Here is a 17347-nt window from a genome sequence, read left to right as displayed (position 1 = left end):
GAGGGGAAGCATGGCGGCCGTAATCCTCCATCACGACCCCTCCGCTTGCCGTGCTTTAGAGAGTGAACTACCGGCACTCACTGCGCAGCCCGCACTCGAGCAGCACGACTTGCCACAAGTGCTCATTCGCTGGGGCAGCGAACGGGACGGTGAACTTGACGCCAAGGTAAGTGTCGTACTGAACAAGGCGGCAGCCCTGCGCAACATCCCGCAGGCGCGCGACATGTGGGCCAAGGGCTCCGTGCCGGTGGCTACTGCCAAGAGCACGTGGTATCGACGGTATAGGTACTCCCTCTTTGATTTGCAGGTAGTTAGGGTGTTGCGCAGAGAGATAGGTCAGAGCGCGGCACTGGAAGTATCATCACAGGGCTCTAAGGAAGCGCGCGACGGGTCAGTCCTAGCCACAAGGGCTTTGCACACGCTGCGTCTCGATTTTGGGGTGGTAGAGGTGGGAGTAGACAGCCGCGGTCAACTCAAGGTGTTGGGCATTGACGCAGCCCCCAGAGTAACTACTCGCTTGGTCGAGGCCTATGCGGAGCACATCAGGCAGCGCATACGCGAAGCCGAGCTCCGGCAGACTCTACCTATCTTTCAGAAGGCCAATCCTAATTACCTTGACAAGGTAGTGAGCGTAGGCGCCGACCCTGAGTTTATGCTGCGTGACTGCCGCACGCGCCGCCTAGTTATGGCCTCGCGCTTCTTCCCCAGAGAAGGCGCAGTGGGGTGCGATGCACGCTTCGTGCGGGGTCCTGTGTCCGGATACCCTTTAGCGGAGATCCGGCCGGCACCTAGTTACTCGCCACTACAGGTAGTAGACAATATCCGCATGGTCATGCGCAAAGCACTGCGTCTAGCACCTTTCTCTAACATCGAGTGGCGGGCTGGCAGTATGCCTTTCGATCAGTTTCCTGTAGGCGGCCACATTCATTTCAAGGGCGTGCTGCTCTCCGGACAGCTGCTGCGAGCTCTAGATAACTACCTCGCCGTGCCTCTGCTGTTGATTGAAGAACCGACTTCAGCGCGGCGTCGTCGGGAAAAATACGGCTTTCTCGGAGACTTTCGCCTGAAGCCTCATGGTGGCTTTGAGTATCGCACGCCGGCAAGTTGGCTAGTCTCGCCCGAAGTTAGCAGGGCCGCGCTTTGTCTGGCCAAAGTTATTGCCAGCGAATACCATGTACTAGCGCGTGATGTCTTCCTAAGGGCTGAGGCCCAGCAGGCGTTTGTCACCGCCAACCGCGAGTACTTTATGCCGCACTTCGCCGCGCTTTGGAGTGACCTAGCTGCTACGCCGACGTTTGGTCTGTATGAGCAGGGCATGAAAGTGCTCGAAGAAATGATCCAAAAACAAGAGACATGGGTTGAGAAAATTGACATCCGCAAGACCTGGGGTCTTCAGATACCGCGCGCGAGAATCTACCGCGGGTAAGAAGTGAGAGGTGACAAAATGAGCGGCAGAATCTTAGTGGGCATTATGTCGTCGAGGAGGGGGGGGACGGGGTTACCTTTTAGCGAAGGGCTTTACTTTAAGCAGCTGATTCGCGCGGCGAGGGGCTTAAACGTGCGCGCCTTTGTCTTTTGTCCCCTAGATGTCGATTGGCAAGCGCGGACGGTTGCGGGATATACCTATAATCCTAGCCTCGGCGGGTGGAGTCACCAGCGCTTCCCCTTGCCGGACGTGGTCTACGACCGTCTTTTCCCGCCGCGCGGGCATATGGCAAACATCTTGTTTGCCGCCGCGCGAAGGCTCAAGCGGCAGAGAGGTGTAGTCTTCTTTGGCCGTGCCTTAAAGGGGAAGTGGGAGGTGTATCGGTCAGTACGCAAGTGCCCGGATCTCGCCCCCCATGTGCCCGACACAAAAAGGCTTAGCGGCGTCGCGGTTCTTAAGCACATGTTAGATAGACATCGCTATGTCTTTATTAAGCCGGACATGGGGAGCCAAGGCAAAGGTGTTATGCAAATTCGCGCTACCGGTTCAGGCCTAGCGTGCCGCGGCCGCGACAGTGCTAACCGACCATACTCGGCACTGGTACACTCAGCCGCTGTGGCGCTTAGCCTAGCCAAGCGAGAAAGTCAGCGGCACAGGCTCTTGGTGCAGCAGGGGCTTTACCTGAACCACTATCATGGCAGTACATTTGATGTTCGCGCGGTAGTGCAGAAGGACGAAACGGGCAAGTGGGCGCTCACGGGTACAGCGGCTCGCATAGGGCAGAGGGGGAGCATCACGTCGAACCTGCACGGCGGCGGCAGAGCTATGCGTACCGAGGCTTTGCTGCGGCTTGCGTTTCCCGAGCAGTGGGAGGCTATCTATGCTAAGATTCAGAGCCTGTGTCTGGCGATCCCGAGCGCACTCGACCGAGAGCTAGGGCGATTTGGAGAGCTAGGCTTGGATTTAGGAGTAGATAGGGACGGCAAGGTGTGGCTTATTGAAGCCAACAGCAAGCCGGGGCGCAAGGTCTTTCTTAGGATTAAGGCGATGGACTTAAGGCGCCTGAGTGTTTTGCGGCCAATGCAGTACTGCAGGTACTTAGGTCAGTCGAGGCGAGGTGAAGAGCCGTGCGTGATGTAAACGGGCGATGTGCGGTGGCGTTGCGGCCCTGTAAGATTGCGGAAATGGGACTTGCGACCGGCAGCCACGTGAAAGTGCGTTTTGGCAGCAGGACTGTTAAGGCAGTGGTCTTGGCCAAAGCAGACCTGGCGGAGGAGTACTCGCTGTCGCCGCTCTTAAGGATGAGGTTGCACTACCCGGCAGGTTATAACGGCAAGCTTGTCTACGACAGAGGCGAGAATGAGCTCCACTTCGGACCGCTCATCGGTCTCTTGACTGTCCCCTTTGGCTCGTCGCAAAGTGTTGGACGTAACCCCATGTACCGTGGTCTGTGCCGGGCCGCGTCTAGGGTGCGGGCCTTTGTCTATGCGTTCACTTCGCGCGACGTCGATTGGGGGAGGCGCTTGGTGCGGGGCACGGTAGACTATGGTCACGGCGTGAGGAGTATTACTCTGCCGCTACCTGACGTCATCTACAACCGTATTCCTAACCGCGGCTTGGAGCGCACCGCGCATTACCGGAGCTTTCTCAGGCAACTTAGCTCGGTCCGAGACACATACCTCTTTAACCCCATGTTCTTTAACAAATGGCACGTGCACCGTTGGCTTACCCGCTCAGGCGAGGTCAACCACCTCCTGCCCGAAACTAGGCCCTGGCGCGGCGTGTCCGATGTCGCGAGTATACTCAAAAAGCATCAGCATGCCTACGTCAAGCCGGTAGGGGGAAGTTTGGGAGCCGGCATCATGCGTGTCTACCAGAGTAAGCTCGGCGGTTTTGTGGTGGCCTATCGCCACGGCCACACCAATATCTTGCACCGGCATGCTACGTGGGAGGCGGCGGCAGCCGACCTCCTCGCTGCCAGGCATCGCCGTGAATACCTAGTACAGCAAGGTTTAACCCTAGCCAAGTACCGGGGGCGCACTTTTGATGTTCGCGTCACCATGCAGCGGAACGGCTACGGGGAATGGGTAGCGATAGGGCCTGCGGCCAAAGTTGCGGTATCGGGTGCCATCACGACTCATGTCCATAACGGGGGCCGCGTCTACCCGCTGCTGCGGGTACTAAAGGAAGTTTTCGGCGGTAACGAGCAGCTTGTTTACGGCCGCATCATTCAGGCCGGCAAGGAAGTGGCCTTGGCTCTAGAGAAGGCCATGAATGTAAGGCTCGGGGAATTAGGGCTCGACCTAGGCGTTACGCCAAACGGCGAGGTGTATCTCTTTGAAGTTAATGCCAAACCAGGCCGAATGGTGTTTGCGCCTATCTGGGCCCGCAGGGACGGGTGGTATTCATACCATTGCGTGTGCGCTTACGCCCATTTCGCGGCTGGATTTGGCGAAATCAGGTAGGAGGTGCAATATGCACTACGCACGAGTAATCATAGCGAGTGAGCAGCAGCGGGCGCAAGCCACGCGCCTTTCTGGAGGCGTGGCGGAAGTATCAGGGGGAGTTAGGCTTGCGGAGGGAAAGAGCGCGCTAGAGCTCACAGAGCGGGCAGCGCACCTGCTTGGTCTGCGCGACAAGCAGCGCGTAGGCGTGTGGCGCGCCGCTTACGGCATGCGCATCGGGCCATATGTAGGTATTATGACGAACAAACGCCCCGGCACTCTACCGGGGTTTCGCGGGCTGCGCGGCCGGCGCGAGAACTACACCGCTTTAACACGGATGGCCGGAGAAATGGGGGCCGTAGCCTTTGTGTTTGCCGTCGAAGACGTAGATTTCGCGCAAAGGCGAGTGCTTGGCTATGCACGCGTAGGAGGTCGGTGGGTGCCACGGGAATACCCTCTGCCTGATGTCGTCTACAACCGCGTGCCTGATAGGAAGAGCGAGGTGTCACTGCCTGTAATGCGCTTCAAGCAGCAGATAAAGCGCCTGCAACCGGCGGTGGCGCTGTTTAACCCAAAGTTTCTCAACAAGTGGGAGCTGTACGGCCTCCTCGCTAAACAGCCTGAGCTTACACCTTTTGTTCCTGAGACGTGTCTCTACCGGGAGCCGAAAGACTTAGTCGACATGCTGCGAAAGCACGACATGGTGTATCTTAAGCCGCAAGACACCTTTGCGGGACGGGGCATCATGCGCGTATGGCGTAAAGGCCAAAAACTAGTTCTTAGCTACAAGGACGGGGCAAAGTATCGGCATGCTTCGTACACCGGCACCGACGCGCTGCTCCGTGCCTTTGTCGCACGGCGTGCGGGGAGCCGCTATTTGCTGCAGGAAGGGCTGCGCCTAGCGAAGCTTCGCGGCGCCATTTTCGATGTTCGGGTGCTCGTGCAAAAAAACAATCAAGGCCAGTGGGAAGTCACAGGCATAGGCGTGCGCGTAGCGGCGCCGGGGGGTATCACTACACATGTGCCGAATGGAGGGCATATTGCACCTCTGGACACGGTATTGAAGGAGGCCTTTGGCGAAAGCGCTGGTCGACCACAAGGCCTGCGCGAGGAAATCGAAGCACTGGCCCTCAAGGTGGCACCGGCCATAGAACGCGGCGTAGGCAGTCTTTTTGGCGAAATGTCTATGGACATCGGCATTACCGAGGCAAAGAAGTGCTATTTTTTTGAGGCTAACGCCAAACCGATGAAGTTTGACGAACCTGCCATCAGGGCCAAGTCGCTGCGGAGGCTAGTGGAGTTTAGCCGGTATCTCGCCGGTTACCAAAGCAGTGGGGGACAGAGCGGTGTCAGTATTTAAGATTAGCCGAGAGAAATGGCCGCGCTGGAAGAAGCGCATTGTCGCCTTCGTCAGGCAGCACAAAGACAAACACATCACGCGCGAAACGAGTGCTAAGCTCCGTGCCCTAACTAAGCTAGACCTTACGGAGCCGGGAACGCTCGTCCTAGCCGCCACTGAGAACAAGCGCTTAACAGGCGTACTGGTAGGTAAGGATTATGGCAAGGACTGCTCCCTAGCCGTCGTCAGACGCAGCACCCGAAGTCGCGGGCTGGGCAAGGAGCTTCTGCGCCGGGCCGTTGCTGAGCTTGGCAGTTTTCACGTGCAAATAGCAGCCGACAACGTACCAAGCCTGAAGGTCGCGTTTGGCTGCGGGCTGCTCGGTTACGCCGTATTCGTGCGTGACAACGGCAAAGTGGTGCTATCGCTTAAGACCTTTGGCGATTTGTGCAGGGGCGAGGATGTGGTTTTACAGAAGCGCGGACATGAATAGATTAGATTGATGCTCCGCGAAGGGAGGCCATGTATGAGCTGGTTGACTACGAACGCCGCCAATGTTGCCGCGCTATACGGCCTACCTCCTTCGCTCTTAAGTGTAGACGGAGTCGATTGCCTGACGACTGACAGCGGGTTGGCGGCCGTGCGCTACTCGCTCGGCGGGCTCTTGGAGCTTAGTTGGGCCGGCGCCAGTCTAGATCGGTTAGCCGAGTTGGGCTTGCGCGATTTTGGGCAGTTCATCAGGACTCAGGATGGAGCATATGCCGTGGAGGTCGACGGCAGGTGGGTGTACCTGACTCAGTACATGCCGGGCACAGCGTGCGATGCCAGCAACTTCTTCGAGGTTAGAGCTGTGGGACGCCTTATAGCGCACCTGCACCGCGCTTCCCCCGCCGTGCTCGCGGTGCAACCGCCACCGACGACGTGTCTGGCCAGCGATTGGTTGACTGCGGCGCGCGAGCGAGCCGCTTACTGGCGTTTGGCAACACATCGCTACCGCAAGGGCACAAGGGGCGAAGCACTGCGCGAGTTGCTGCGGCAAGCAGAAGAAGCGCTGACTCGGGCAGAGAGGTACACAGAGAGCCTTGCCGGTGAGCGCGTGTTGTCTTTGGCGCACGCATCCTTCGGACAATTTGCCTATATGCGCGAGACACATGCCGTGTGCCTCAATGAGGCGCACCTATGCGTAGACCATAGCTTTATTAACGTGGGGGAGCTGCTTTTCGAGGCCGGGCTTGGCAATGAGCCAGGGCTGCACTTCTTGTCCGCCTATCAAGCAGCTCGCCCACTTAGCGCACTTGAGCGTGAAATGCTCTTGGCTTATCTGTGTTACCCCCACGAATGGGCTGAGAAACTAGACGAAGTCACCCGCGGCAACGCCACTTTTGACGGGGAGAGAGTGCTGGCTTTGTCAAAACGCAAGGGCGAATGGCTAGATTGGCTGGAGGAGCACCTGACAGAGATTCGCCGCGACAAGGTGCAGGTGGTTACACCCAAGAACGATGTCGAGCTAGTCACGGTAGAGGCTGATGCGTCGCCTGAGCTTTCACCGCCTCCACCTTCACCGCCATCGCTAACTACACCCCTTACTTGGAGACCTTTCCCCCGCCGCTGAGCGCAGCGGCTTTTATATTTTCGCGGGGCCTAGGGCAGGGTAGAAAAGAGGTGGTGCAGTTGCTGACTATTGCCTTTCGCACGCTGTTTTTTTACTTCGCTGTGCTTTTTGTTATGCGGGTTATGGGAAAGAGGGAAATGGGCAACCTATCGCCGTTTGACTTGGTCGTTTCCATCATGATTGCCGAACTAGCCGCACTTCCCATCGAGCACCCGGAGCAACCGCTACTCCTCGGTCTCCTGCCCCTAGCCGTACTGCTCTGTGCCGAAGTCGCTTTGTCTTTCGCCTCGCTAAAGTCCGAGCGCGTGCGGGAGCTTATAAATGGCACCCCGAGCATTATTGTTGCCAAGGGGAGGCTTATGGAGCGAGAAATGCGTCGGCAGCGCTATACTCTGCATGACCTTATGGTGGGTCTACGCTCCCAAGGCGTGTTTGACCTAGGGGAAGTGGAGTATGCCGTGCTAGAGCCGGGGGGGAACCTTAGTGTTATGCCGCGTGCCGAGAAACGCCCGGCTACGCCTAAAGACTTAGGGGTAGCGGTTACCTACCAGGGGCTCCCTTTGCCCTTAATTACGGATGGGCATATACATTGGCGTTCCGTGCAGGAGGCAGGCTACGGGCAGGAGGAGTTCGCAAAATTGTTGCGGCAGTATAACGTCAGCGATTCCAAGGCTGTCTTATATGCCTATCTCGATGGTGAGAAGAAATTCGTAGTTCAGTTACGGGAAAAAGCATAGTCGGCTGGTATGAACTTCCGGCGAAAAGGGCAGGCTAGGGGAGTACTTGGGGGTGAAGCATTGAGCTTGGCATCCGTTGGAATTCCTCGCGCCTTGTTGTACTACCTGCACTTCCCGCATTGGCGGCGTTTCTTCCAAGAACTTGGGATTAGGGTGATTCTCTCCCCCCCCACCACGGAGCGCATCCTAAACCAAGGGGCAGCCGTGACAGTAGACGAAGTTTGTGCCCCGGTTAAGGTGTACTTTGGACATGTGCTTGAACTTAGAGACCAAGTGGATTGTGTTCTAGTGCCAAGATACGTCAGCATTGAGCGTGGGGCATATATTTGTCCGAAACTAATGGGCTTGCCGGACATGCTTAGGCACAGCCACGCTCGCTTGCCGGCGCTCTTTTCGCCTGACATTGACTTGCGAAAGGGGCCGCTTGCCTGGCTGTCACCTCTGTTGGCGGCAAGGAAGTTTTTCGCTTTAAGCACACCGCAGGCAATGCGTGCCTTTAGTCGTTCGCTGCAGGAAGAGCGACGCTTGGAGCGGTTACTCCTAACAGGAATAACGCCGGAGGAGGCCTTTCACGGACAAAAAGCTCGCCGCTTGCCAGGCAGACGTCTGCGCGTCGCGTTACTCGGCCACGCCTACAACGTGTACGACCCAGTGCTTTCCATGGACATAGCTGACCACCTGCGCGCGCTGGAGGTAGATGTCTGTACGGCCGAAATGTTACCTGTCGAAAAGGTGGCTTGCGGGCTAGCCTACATGGGAGGAAAGAAGCTCTATTGGACGCTTAGTAAGCGAGTGCTAGGAGCAGGCATGTACTATCTTAACCACCCGCATGAAGTCGATGGGCTGATTTTGCTCTCCTCCTTTGGGTGCGGGTTGGAATCGCTTGTGGGCGATTTACTGGGGAGGGCAGCGCGGCGGGCTCTGTTTCCTCATATGCTACTCAACATTGATGAGCATAGCGGGGAAGCCGGGCTGGTGACACGCCTCGAGGCCTTCGTGGACATGATTAAGGGGAGGAGTATTTATGCGCGTAACGTTCCCACACATGGGGACGCTGTGGCTCGTGCTACGAGCGCTCCTTGAGAACTTCGGCCACACCGTCGTCGTGCCTCCTCCTGTAAGCAGCCATACCTTGGCTCTCGGGGCCAAATACTCCCCGGAGTGTGTATGTCTGCCCTTTAAAGTGAATGTGGGCAACTTCCTGGAGGCAGCGGCGAGCGGGGCCGACACGGCGGTGATGGCGGGTGGGACAGGCCCCTGCCGACTAGGCTTCTACGCTGCCTCACAGCGCGAGATACTGCGCGAACTGGGAACTGACCTGAGACTCTTAGTCTTAGAGCCGCCGGAAAAGGGCGTATGGGAAATCGGCCGCATTATTGCCCCTCTAACCAACGGAGCCACGCCAACCGAGGTCGTGCGAAACCTCCGTTTTGCTTTGGAGCTCTGCCAAGCCCTCGACAAGGTAGAGCGCGAGCTAAGTGAGCTGCGCGCCATGCAGATAACACCCACGAGCTGCGATGCAGTGTGGGAGACAGCCCTGCATCTCTTTGGACAGGTGCGCGATGTCGCGCACTTAAGACGGGCTAAGCTGCAGGTATATGAGTTATTAGGTGCCCTAGAGCGACGGGGCGCTCCGGTACCGCTGCGCGTAGCGATAGTGGGGGAGATCTACGTGGTTCTCGAGCCGAGCGTAAACCTTAACTTAGAAAAGCGCCTCGGCGATATGGGTGTGGCAGTAGAGCGAAGCATCTGTGTAAGCGACTGGGTCTTCTCGCACCTAATTCCGAGCCCTTGTGCCCTGCAGAAGGAGCGGAAGCTAAAGAGCAAAGCACGTCCTTACCTGCGTGGGTTTGTGGGTGGCCACGGTCTTGAGACAGTCGGCAACAGTGTGCTGTACGGTGAGCAAGGCGTCGATGGCATAATTCAGGTAATGCCGCTCACCTGCATGCCGGAGATTGTGGCGCAGAGCATTCTGCCTGCCGTGAGCCGACAACTAGGCGTACCGATTATGACCCTCGTATTTGACGAGCATTCCGGCGAAGCGGGGCTGCAGACGAGGCTCGAAGCCTTTGTGGACATGCTGCGGGTGCGAAAGAGTGCACCAAGGAGGCAAAATCAGTGGGAAAAAGCGTTTACATAGGCATAGATGTAGGCTCTGTCAGCACGAACTTGGCTGTTATCGATGATGCATCGCAGGTCTTAGCGGTCGGCTACCTCCCGACGCAGGGGCAGCCGATTGCCGCCGTGCAGAAGGGACTGCGGGATGTCGCGCTTGTGCTGCCGCAGGATGCAACTGTCCGCGGTGTCGGGGCTACCGGCAGCGGTCGCCTGTTAACCCGGGCATTAGTAGGGGCGGATATCGTCAAGAATGAAATCACGGCACATGCCGCAGCTACCTTGCGGGCTGTGCCGGATGTGCGCACGATTATTGAAATCGGCGGGCAGGACTCCAAAATCATCGTGCTTAACCACGGTGTCGTCACCGACTTTGCCATGAACACCGTGTGCGCAGCCGGGACAGGCTCATTTTTGGACAGGCAGGCTAGCCGTCTAGGCCTAGACATCGCCGACTTAGGCCGGCTCGCGCTACAAGCGACAAAACCTACCCGCATTGCGGGTAGGTGTGCGGTGTTTGCGGAGTCTGACATGATTCATAAGCAGCAAGTCGGCCACTCGCTGGCAGATATAGTGGCCGGACTCTGCGAAGCGTTAGTGCGAAACTATCTCAACAACGTGGGGAAAGGCAAGAGTATCGTGTCCCCCGTAGTTTTCCAAGGGGGAGTCGCAGCTAACGTCGGCATCAGAAAGGCCTTTGAAGATGCCTTGCAGCTACCCATAATTGTGCCGCCCCACTACAATGTTATGGGCGCACTAGGTGCCTGCTTCTTGAGCCAAGGGGTTAAAGGGGCGAGCGCTTTTCGCGGCTTTGCCGTGGCAGAGGCACACTGCCAGACCGCCACTTCCACCTGCGGCGGCTGCGGCCACCTCTGTGAAGTGGTCGAGTTCCGCATGGATAGAACGGCCGTAGCCTATTGGGGTGACAGATGCGGCCGCTTCGGCAGCAAGCGCGAAAAAGCCGGCAATTAAGTTACGATGCGCTGTAACTCACTGAAGCCATTAATCAGGTAATGGGCGCGCTTAAGCTCCTCGCGCGTCCCGGTGCCAAATAGGCACCCGACAGCAGTAAGGCCATTGGCTAGCCCGGCCTCTACGTCGTGAAAGCGGTCGCCAATCATAAAGCCGCTAGTAATGCCGTGGCTCTCTTTAATGAGCTTAACAATATCTACTTTTGTAAGTCCCTGATATTGCCCTGCGCAGTAACGCCCATCGAAAAGGTGGGCGACCCCCAGTCTATTAGGTGTAATTTCGAGGTAGTTTGGCTGGCAGTTGCTGCAAATAAACGTGAGGAACCCGCGCTGTCGAATGACGGAGAGCGTTTCTAGAACCGCGGGGAATGGTTTCCCCATGCCTGCAGCTAAGAGCTCGGCCTCAGTCTCTTCCATAAGCTTGTCTGCCTCATGCGCACGGTGCAGTTCTTCTGGCGGCAGGAGCATTTGCCAAATTTCTGGGATAGGGTAGCCAAGCGTCGAAGTTAAGCGGTCGTCGGACACAGCAGGAAGCTCCAGTCGAGCCAACACACTTCGAAATGCAGGCAATGCCACAGTGGTGGCATCCCACAAAGTGCCGTCAAGGTCGAAAATCGCAGCCTTCAAGCGCATATCTCCTTTTTTGTTTGTCTTCTATATTTTGCATGGCGGCAATCTACATAGCAAGCGCAACTTTTTCAAAAAATATAAGTGCCGGCGTCTATCGCGGTAAAGGGGTGATAGTAAATGGCACGCAGACGAAAAGTAATGTCAGAGCAGCTCAAGATGCAGCTCGCGCAAGAACTGGGGTTTGCCGAGACCGTTCGCACCGGAGGCTGGGGAGCAGTTTCTACCCGGGACACAGGTGATATGGTCAGACTGGCTATCGCCAAGGCCGAGAAAATGTTAACCGGAAGACGCTAGGCAAGAACAGGGCTACGGCCCTGTTTTTGTCGCTTGGGGCAGGTGGCTTGTCGCTTGTTGCTTGTCCCTTGTCGCTTGAGGGAAGGAGGCAGTCAGCTCTCGGCTCTCAGCTCTCAGCAGAAGCGGGCCCTCGCCCCCTACGAAGTGCTAAGTGCGAAGTGCCAAGTGCTAAGTGCCAAGTGCTAAGTGCCAAGTGCTAAGTGCTAAGTGCTAAGTGCTAAGTGCTAAGTGCTAAGTGCCAAGTGCCAAGTGCCAAGTGCCAAGTGCTAAGCTTGCCGTGGCAGGAAAGCTGAATCGCGCGTCGAACAAATAACCATCCTTGCCAAAGGAGTGTGCGGTCTATTAGGCTCTTAAAAAACATTACCAGATTAGACGAAGCGCTAGAGAGGGTGTGTAGCGAGCTCACGCCGCGCGGCGCTACGGTGTTGTTGCCTATAGAATGCGCTAGCGGGCGAGTTGCCGCAGAATCTGTCGTAGCCTCGTGTCCTGTGCCGCATTTTCGGCGCTCCACTATGGATGGGCTTGCCGTTACAGCGCGCGTCACGACCGGCGCGAGCGAGACTATACCGGCGTTGCTTAACCGCGACAGACAGGACGCGCAAGGGTGCGTGGCGGTGCTGACCGGGGCGCCCGTGCCCTACCCCTACGATGCCGTCGTAATGCAGGAGTATGTTAGGCAAGTTCCCCCCGCAACCCTCATGGTGACGCGCCCTGTTGCTTCCGGTGAAAACGTTATGGATGTCGGCGAGGATGTGGAGGCAGGGTCGACTTTAGTGACCGAGGGGGAATACCTGTCTCCTTCTCGCATCGCTGTTTTGGCCACGCAGGGTGTAACTGCCGTGAGCGTAAAAGTGTTTAAGGTTGGGATTGTAGCCACGGGCGACGAAGTTGTTTCGGTCGAGCAGGTGCCGGGGATAGGACAAATCAGGGACTCCAATTCGCCGTATCTCACCGCGTATTTGGCGAGCCGGGGCCTTGCGCCGATGAACTATGGCATTATCCGGGACGATGAAACGCTGCTGACCGAGGTCCTAGCCCATAGCCTACAGGAGTGCGATGCCGTGGTGCTGTCGGGCGGGAGTTCTGCCGGAGCCCTCGACTTTACCGTCAAGGCTATCCTGCGACTTCCCGCCGCGGAAGTATTGGCGCACGGTCTGGCGGTTAAGCCGGGGAAGCCAACCATTTTGGCGACTGTCGGCGGGAAGCTGGTCGTGGGGCTCCCGGGACACCCGCTTTCGTGTGCCATCGTCGCGCACAAAGTAGCTTGGCCCATTCTTTGCCGTGCAGCAGGGGTAATACCTCCCCGCACGTGGGAAGTGACGGCCGCACTCAGCCGTGCGGTAGCGAGCGTCCCCGGGCGCAGGGACTTTATACCCATTAGTTTAGAGCGCGGCGTGGCTACGCCGCTTTTGGCGAAGTCGGCCGCCATCCAAGTGCTCGCGCGTGCGGATGGGCTCCTTACCATACCTGAGGATTGCGAAGGTCTAAACGCCGGAGCAGAGGTCGCAGTAGAGATCTGGAGGTGATTGAGTGCGACAGCACTTTTTACAGAGTATATCGCTAGCTGAGGCAGAGCGACGCATCGTCACTGCGTTTGGCGCCTTCGACCGGGAGGAAATCGTACCGGCACAACAGGCTTTGGGTCGGGTGACCTCACAGCCGATTTTCGCCAAACAGTCTTCGCCCCACTACGCCTCTGCCGCTATGGATGGCATAGCTGTGCGGGCTGAGGACACGCAGGGAGCACGGCCGGGACGCCCGCAGAGACTCGTACGGGGACAAGGGTTCTTGCCCGTCGACACCGGCGACGCTTTGCCCGTGGGTAAGGACGCCGTTATTATGATCGAACATGTTGTGCTCGAGGGAGAAGATGCCCTCATCGAGCAAGCTGCGCCTGCGTGGCAACACGTGCGGCCGGTGGGCGAGGATATCGTGGCAACCGACCTGCTTTTGCCGCGTTATCATCTCATTTCGGCTGTGGATATTGGAGCGCTGTTGGCGGCGGGTGTCCTAGAGGTGCCCGTATTCGCTAGGCAGCGAGCAGTCGTTATACCAACGGGTGATGAACTTGTTTCTCCGGTAGCAGGGGTAACGCCGGAGGCTGGCGAGATAGTGGAGTTTAACTCAAGCATTATTGCGGCTACGCTTATGGAGTGGGGCCTTGAGTGCGAGATAACCGCACCGGTTAAGGATGAGCGCGGGTTACTCGCGCAGGCTATAGCACGAGCCGCGCGTCAGGCAGACATAGTTCTAGTCATCGCCGGCACTTCTACAGGGCGCGGGGACCATACTGCCGAGGTAGTCGCCACCCTCGGCGAGCTGCTGTTCCACGGCGTGGCTATACGGCCGGGCAAGCCTGTGTTAGTGGGAAGCGTAGCGGGTGTACCAGTCTTTGGGCTGCCGGGATACCCTGTGAGCGCGGCAGTGTGCTTACAGAACCTCGTAAAGCCCCTAGTGTTTGCGCGCTACCGTCAGCCGTTGCCAGAGGAGCCTATTCTTAAGGGCACGTTAACTCGCCCTTTGGTGTCGGGCTTTGGTGTAGATGAGTTTGTGCGTGTGCAAGTGGGGCAGGTCGCGCAGCAGACCGTTGTAACGCCGCTTGGGAGAGGTGCGGGCGCAGTTACGTCGCTCGTCAAGGCGGATGGTTATGTGCGCGTCCCCGCGAACACCGAAGGCTTCGACACAGGGGAGGAAGTCGACGTCAAGCTTTGGCGCTCGTTAGGACAGATTGCCGCGCGACTAGTCTGCATCGGTAGCCACGACGTCATCCTCGACGTGCTGGCAGACCTGCTAAAACGTACACAGAACGTCAGTTTTGCCTCCAGTCACGTGGGTAGCCTGGCAGGTTTGCTTGCGCTAAGCCAGAGTCTCTGCCACGTCGCCACGGTACACCTCCTAGATGAGGAAACAGGCGCATACAATGTCTCCTACGTCAAGAGGTTAATGCCTGAGCGGGATATGCTCTTAGTCAACGTGGTAAAACGCTGGCAGGGGTTTATTGTTCCGTCCCACTTGGCAAGACAGGTGAATTCTTGGCGCGACCTCAGCAAGTACCGGTTTGTTAACCGCCAAAGCGGCTCGGGCACGCGTGTGCTGCTGGATTATCACCTGCGGCTAGAAGGCATGGACCCAAGCGCCGTCGCTGGGTATGAGCGCGAGGAAACTACGCATTTGGCAGTTGCTTGCGCGGTAAGCGCCGGTGAAGCGGAGATTGGGCTTGGCATCAAAGCTGCCGCCGACGCTTTTGGCCTCGGCTTTGTGCCCTTGTGCCTTGAGAACTACGACCTGTTGTTGCCAAGGCTGTCGCTCGCGGATTCCCGCGTGGCAGCGCTCCTTAGCGTCCTTGGGTCGCGGCTGTTTGCCGAGGAAGTTGCGCGCTTAGGCTTAGCGGGGTATGACCTGGGCACTTCGGGGCAGGTGGTGTGGCGAAGCCATGCGTGATGCACAAGGGAGAACGATAGATTATCTCAGGCTCTCGCTAACACCATCCTGCAACTTGCGCTGTCGGTATTGCTCGTCAAGCGGCGAGGAGCGCGAGCAAAGCATTATGGACAACTGCGACCTCGTGTTCCTGGTTGGGGTAGCGGCTGAGCTTGGCATTCGCAGGGTGCGTTTGACAGGAGGTGAGCCTCTGCTAAAACCAGATTTGCCAGAGCTGATAGCTGATTTATGCAACCTTAATGGCATTTCGGAAGTCAGCCTAACCACCAATGGACATCTCCTCGCTAGCATGGCAGCACAGCTTAAGCAGGCGGGCTTAGCGCGGGTAAATGTCAGTCTGGACTCCTTGCGCCCAGAGCGCTATCGCTACATGACACGCGGTGGGGAACTAGGCGAGGTATTGGCAGGCATCTCCAAAGCTCTACAAGTAGGCCTAACGCCGGTTAAGATAAACTGCGTAGTTGTGGGCGGAATTAACGGTGACGAGCTCTTAGACTTTGCCGCGCTTACTTACCGAGAGCCCTTGTCTGTCCGCTTTATTGAACTTATGCGTCTCGGAGCGGCAGAGGCTTGGCCCGAGGCGCGCTTTGTGTCGGTTAAGGCCATGCAAGAAAGCTTAGGGCCTTTAGAAAATGCCGCTGAAGTTGGCGCCGGTCCAGCCATGGTGTATCGGCTTCCTAGCGCTGTGGGTACGATTGGGTTTATCAGCGGAGACAGTAAACACTTCTGCGCGGCCTGTAACCGCGTGCGTGTGACGGCGCGCGGCGCAGTGCGCCCATGTCTTTTTTCACCGATAGAACTTGACGTTCTGGCCGCGGTTAGATTGCGGGACAAACCCGCATTAGCAGAGGTCTTACAGGCAGCTGTCTCTGCCAAACAGCCGCGAGGAGCTGCCCTTGCCAAAACACGCATGGCAGAAATAGGGGGATAGCATGTTAACTCACCTTGACCAAGAAGGTCGCGCGCGCATGGTAGATGTTTCGGGGAAGCCCACTACCCTCCGCATCGCGCGGGCGCGCGGCGTAGTGGCTATGCAGGCAGCCACGCTCGACTTAGTGCTACAGGGCAACATGCCCAAGGGAGACGTGCTCGCGGCTATGCGCCTAGCAGGCATTATGGCCGCTAAAAAGACATGGGAGCTTATACCGCTGTGCCATCAGCTGCAGCTGAAGACGGCTAATTTAGAAATCAGCCCACTGCCCCCCGAGGAGCTAGAAATTGTGGCGACTGTCGCGGCCGTCGACAGCACGGGCGTGGAGATGGAGGCGCTAACGGCGGTCGCGGTCGCGGCGCTGACTGCCATTGATATGTGTAAAGCCATAGACCGGCGCATGGCGATTAAGGAGATTTATCTGCTCGAAAAGACAGGCGGCCGGAGCGGGGACTTCCGTTGGGAGGAAAAAAGCAGTGAGAGCTAAGGTCGTTGCGGTCAATGTCAGCGCCGTCAAAGGCACAAAGAAGACCCCGGTGACGCATATCACACTGCGCACGGGGCTAGGTGTAGAGGGTGACGCACACGCAGGGAGTGGTCATCGCCAAGTTAGTCTCCTAGCTCAAGAAAGTATTGCCCAGATGCAGAAGCTAGGCCTAGCCGTAGGACCGGGGGACTTTGCGGAGAACATCACTACGCAGGGTATCGACTTGGCTAGGCTACCGTTAGGCACTCGCCTGACGCTAGGGTCGGCCGTGCTAAACGTCACTCAGATAGGCAAAGTGTGTCATGAACGCTGTGCTATTTATCATCAGGCTGGCGACTGCGTAATGCCCAAGGAAGGTATCTTTGCCGAAGTGCTAAGAGATGGTCGGGTAGCAGGCGGAATGTCTGTCATCGCTTGGCCGCGCTTTCGCGTCTTAGTCGTTACGCTGAGTGACAGGTGCTCGCGCGGCGAACAAGTCGACGAAAGCGGCAAGCTCTTGGCAGAAGAGTTTGCGCTGCTCGGAGCTGACGTAGAGCGCGCGCTACTGCCCGACGACTACGCTTCGCTACGCGACCTGCTCGTAACGACGTGCGACGCCAAGCAGGCTGACTTAATTGTAACTACCGGCGGCACAGGGTTGTCGCCGCGCGATGTTACACCGGAGGCAACACGTGACGCCATAGAGCGCGAAGTCCCAGGCTTAGCCGAGGCCATGCGCATGCAGAGCCTGCTCGTCACACCGCACGCCATGTTAAGTCGGGCTGTGGCTGGTGTGCGCAAAGGAACGCTTATAATAAATCTACCGGGCAGCAAAAAAGGCGCGCTGGAGTGCCTGCAAGTTGTTTTGCCGGCAGTGCCGCACGCGCTCGAAGTTATCTCGGGCGTGACGCTGAGTTGTGGGAGCGCGTAGCGCCGAAGCG

At 57.6% G+C, this 17347-nt stretch carries 17 protein-coding genes; 16 read left to right on the top strand and 1 reads right to left on the bottom strand.

Going from position 1 to position 17347, the window contains the following annotated elements; genetic code table 11:
* Nucleotides 1–10 precede the first annotated feature (10 nt).
* The 10 genes from KGZ66_03570 to KGZ66_03525 are packed head-to-tail and all read left to right on the top strand — an operon-like array spanning nucleotide 11 to nucleotide 10645.
* Nucleotides 11–1426 (top strand): hypothetical protein, encoded by a 1416-nt coding sequence (locus tag KGZ66_03570; GenBank protein ID MBS3984671.1) that lies wholly within the window; start codon nucleotides 11–13, stop codon nucleotides 1424–1426.
* An 18-nt stretch (nucleotides 1427–1444) separates the two neighbouring features.
* Complete coding sequence (locus KGZ66_03565) at nucleotides 1445–2566, top strand: YheC/YheD family protein (protein ID MBS3984670.1); 1122 nt, start codon at nucleotides 1445–1447, stop codon at nucleotides 2564–2566.
* Nucleotides 2554–3891: a YheC/YheD family protein gene (locus KGZ66_03560; GenBank protein MBS3984669.1), complete on the top strand. Its 1338-nt coding sequence runs from the start codon at nucleotides 2554–2556 to the stop codon at nucleotides 3889–3891. Before KGZ66_03565 ends, KGZ66_03560 begins: the two co-directional genes overlap by 13 nt.
* Nucleotides 3892–3901: 10 nt before the next feature.
* The gene (locus KGZ66_03555; protein MBS3984668.1) at nucleotides 3902–5230 is read left to right on the top strand and encodes a YheC/YheD family protein; all 1329 of its coding nucleotides are present in this window, start codon (nucleotides 3902–3904) and stop codon (nucleotides 5228–5230) included.
* The gene (locus KGZ66_03550) at nucleotides 5217–5702 is read left to right on the top strand and encodes a hypothetical protein (protein ID MBS3984667.1); all 486 of its coding nucleotides are present in this window, start codon (nucleotides 5217–5219) and stop codon (nucleotides 5700–5702) included. The genes KGZ66_03555 and KGZ66_03550 overlap by 14 nt, the downstream gene beginning before the upstream one ends.
* 33 nt (nucleotides 5703–5735) lie before the next feature.
* On the top strand, nucleotides 5736–6821 hold the full coding sequence (locus KGZ66_03545) for a hypothetical protein (protein MBS3984666.1): 1086 nt from the start codon (nucleotides 5736–5738) through the stop codon (nucleotides 6819–6821).
* 53 nt (nucleotides 6822–6874) lie between these two features.
* Entirely contained in the window at nucleotides 6875–7558 is a 684-nt protein-coding gene (locus KGZ66_03540; GenBank protein ID MBS3984665.1) for a DUF421 domain-containing protein, read from the top strand.
* A gap of 60 nt (nucleotides 7559–7618) precedes the next feature.
* The gene (locus KGZ66_03535) at nucleotides 7619–8641 is read left to right on the top strand and encodes a hypothetical protein (protein MBS3984664.1); all 1023 of its coding nucleotides are present in this window, start codon (nucleotides 7619–7621) and stop codon (nucleotides 8639–8641) included.
* Entirely contained in the window at nucleotides 8583–9698 is a 1116-nt protein-coding gene (locus KGZ66_03530) for a hypothetical protein (GenBank protein MBS3984663.1), read from the top strand. The genes KGZ66_03535 and KGZ66_03530 overlap by 59 nt, the downstream gene beginning before the upstream one ends.
* Complete coding sequence (locus KGZ66_03525) at nucleotides 9677–10645, top strand: 2-hydroxyglutaryl-CoA dehydratase (protein MBS3984662.1); 969 nt, start codon at nucleotides 9677–9679, stop codon at nucleotides 10643–10645. The genes KGZ66_03530 and KGZ66_03525 overlap by 22 nt, the downstream gene beginning before the upstream one ends.
* Here the strand turns inward: KGZ66_03525 and KGZ66_03520 are convergent.
* The gene (locus tag KGZ66_03520; protein MBS3984661.1) at nucleotides 10642–11271 is read right to left on the bottom strand and encodes an HAD family hydrolase; all 630 of its coding nucleotides are present in this window, start codon (nucleotides 11269–11271) and stop codon (nucleotides 10642–10644) included. The genes KGZ66_03525 and KGZ66_03520 overlap by 4 nt on opposite strands.
* A gap of 120 nt (nucleotides 11272–11391) precedes the next feature.
* Between KGZ66_03520 and KGZ66_03515 the strand changes: the two genes are divergently transcribed.
* From KGZ66_03515 to KGZ66_03490, 6 genes are all read left to right on the top strand, one after another.
* The gene (locus tag KGZ66_03515; GenBank protein ID MBS3984660.1) at nucleotides 11392–11568 is read left to right on the top strand and encodes a protein sspF; all 177 of its coding nucleotides are present in this window, start codon (nucleotides 11392–11394) and stop codon (nucleotides 11566–11568) included.
* A 332-nt stretch (nucleotides 11569–11900) separates the two neighbouring features.
* Nucleotides 11901–13094 carry a molybdopterin molybdenumtransferase MoeA gene (locus tag KGZ66_03510; GenBank protein MBS3984659.1) on the top strand — a complete coding sequence of 398 codons (1194 nt, stop codon included), beginning with the start codon at nucleotides 11901–11903 and terminating at the stop codon, nucleotides 13092–13094.
* A gap of 4 nt (nucleotides 13095–13098) precedes the next feature.
* A complete protein-coding gene (locus KGZ66_03505) occupies nucleotides 13099–15009 on the top strand; it encodes a molybdopterin biosynthesis protein (GenBank protein ID MBS3984658.1) in 1911 nt (636 codons plus the stop codon).
* Nucleotides 15002–15940: a GTP 3',8-cyclase MoaA gene (moaA, locus tag KGZ66_03500; GenBank protein ID MBS3984657.1), complete on the top strand. Its 939-nt coding sequence runs from the start codon at nucleotides 15002–15004 to the stop codon at nucleotides 15938–15940. The genes KGZ66_03505 and moaA overlap by 8 nt, the downstream gene beginning before the upstream one ends.
* Nucleotide 15941: 1 nt before the next feature.
* Entirely contained in the window at nucleotides 15942–16427 is a 486-nt protein-coding gene (gene moaC, locus KGZ66_03495) for a cyclic pyranopterin monophosphate synthase MoaC (GenBank protein ID MBS3984656.1), read from the top strand.
* On the top strand, nucleotides 16417–17337 hold the full coding sequence (locus KGZ66_03490) for a molybdenum cofactor biosynthesis protein (protein ID MBS3984655.1): 921 nt from the start codon (nucleotides 16417–16419) through the stop codon (nucleotides 17335–17337). Before moaC ends, KGZ66_03490 begins: the two co-directional genes overlap by 11 nt.
* Nucleotides 17338–17347 lie beyond the last annotated feature (10 nt).

Source organism: Selenomonadales bacterium, assembly GCA_018335585.1.
In the GTDB taxonomy this organism is placed as follows: domain Bacteria; phylum Bacillota; class UBA994; order UBA994; family UBA994; genus UBA994.
The sequence above is the reverse complement of the archived record's forward strand: the minus strand, read 5'-3'. Positions and strand labels throughout refer to the sequence as shown.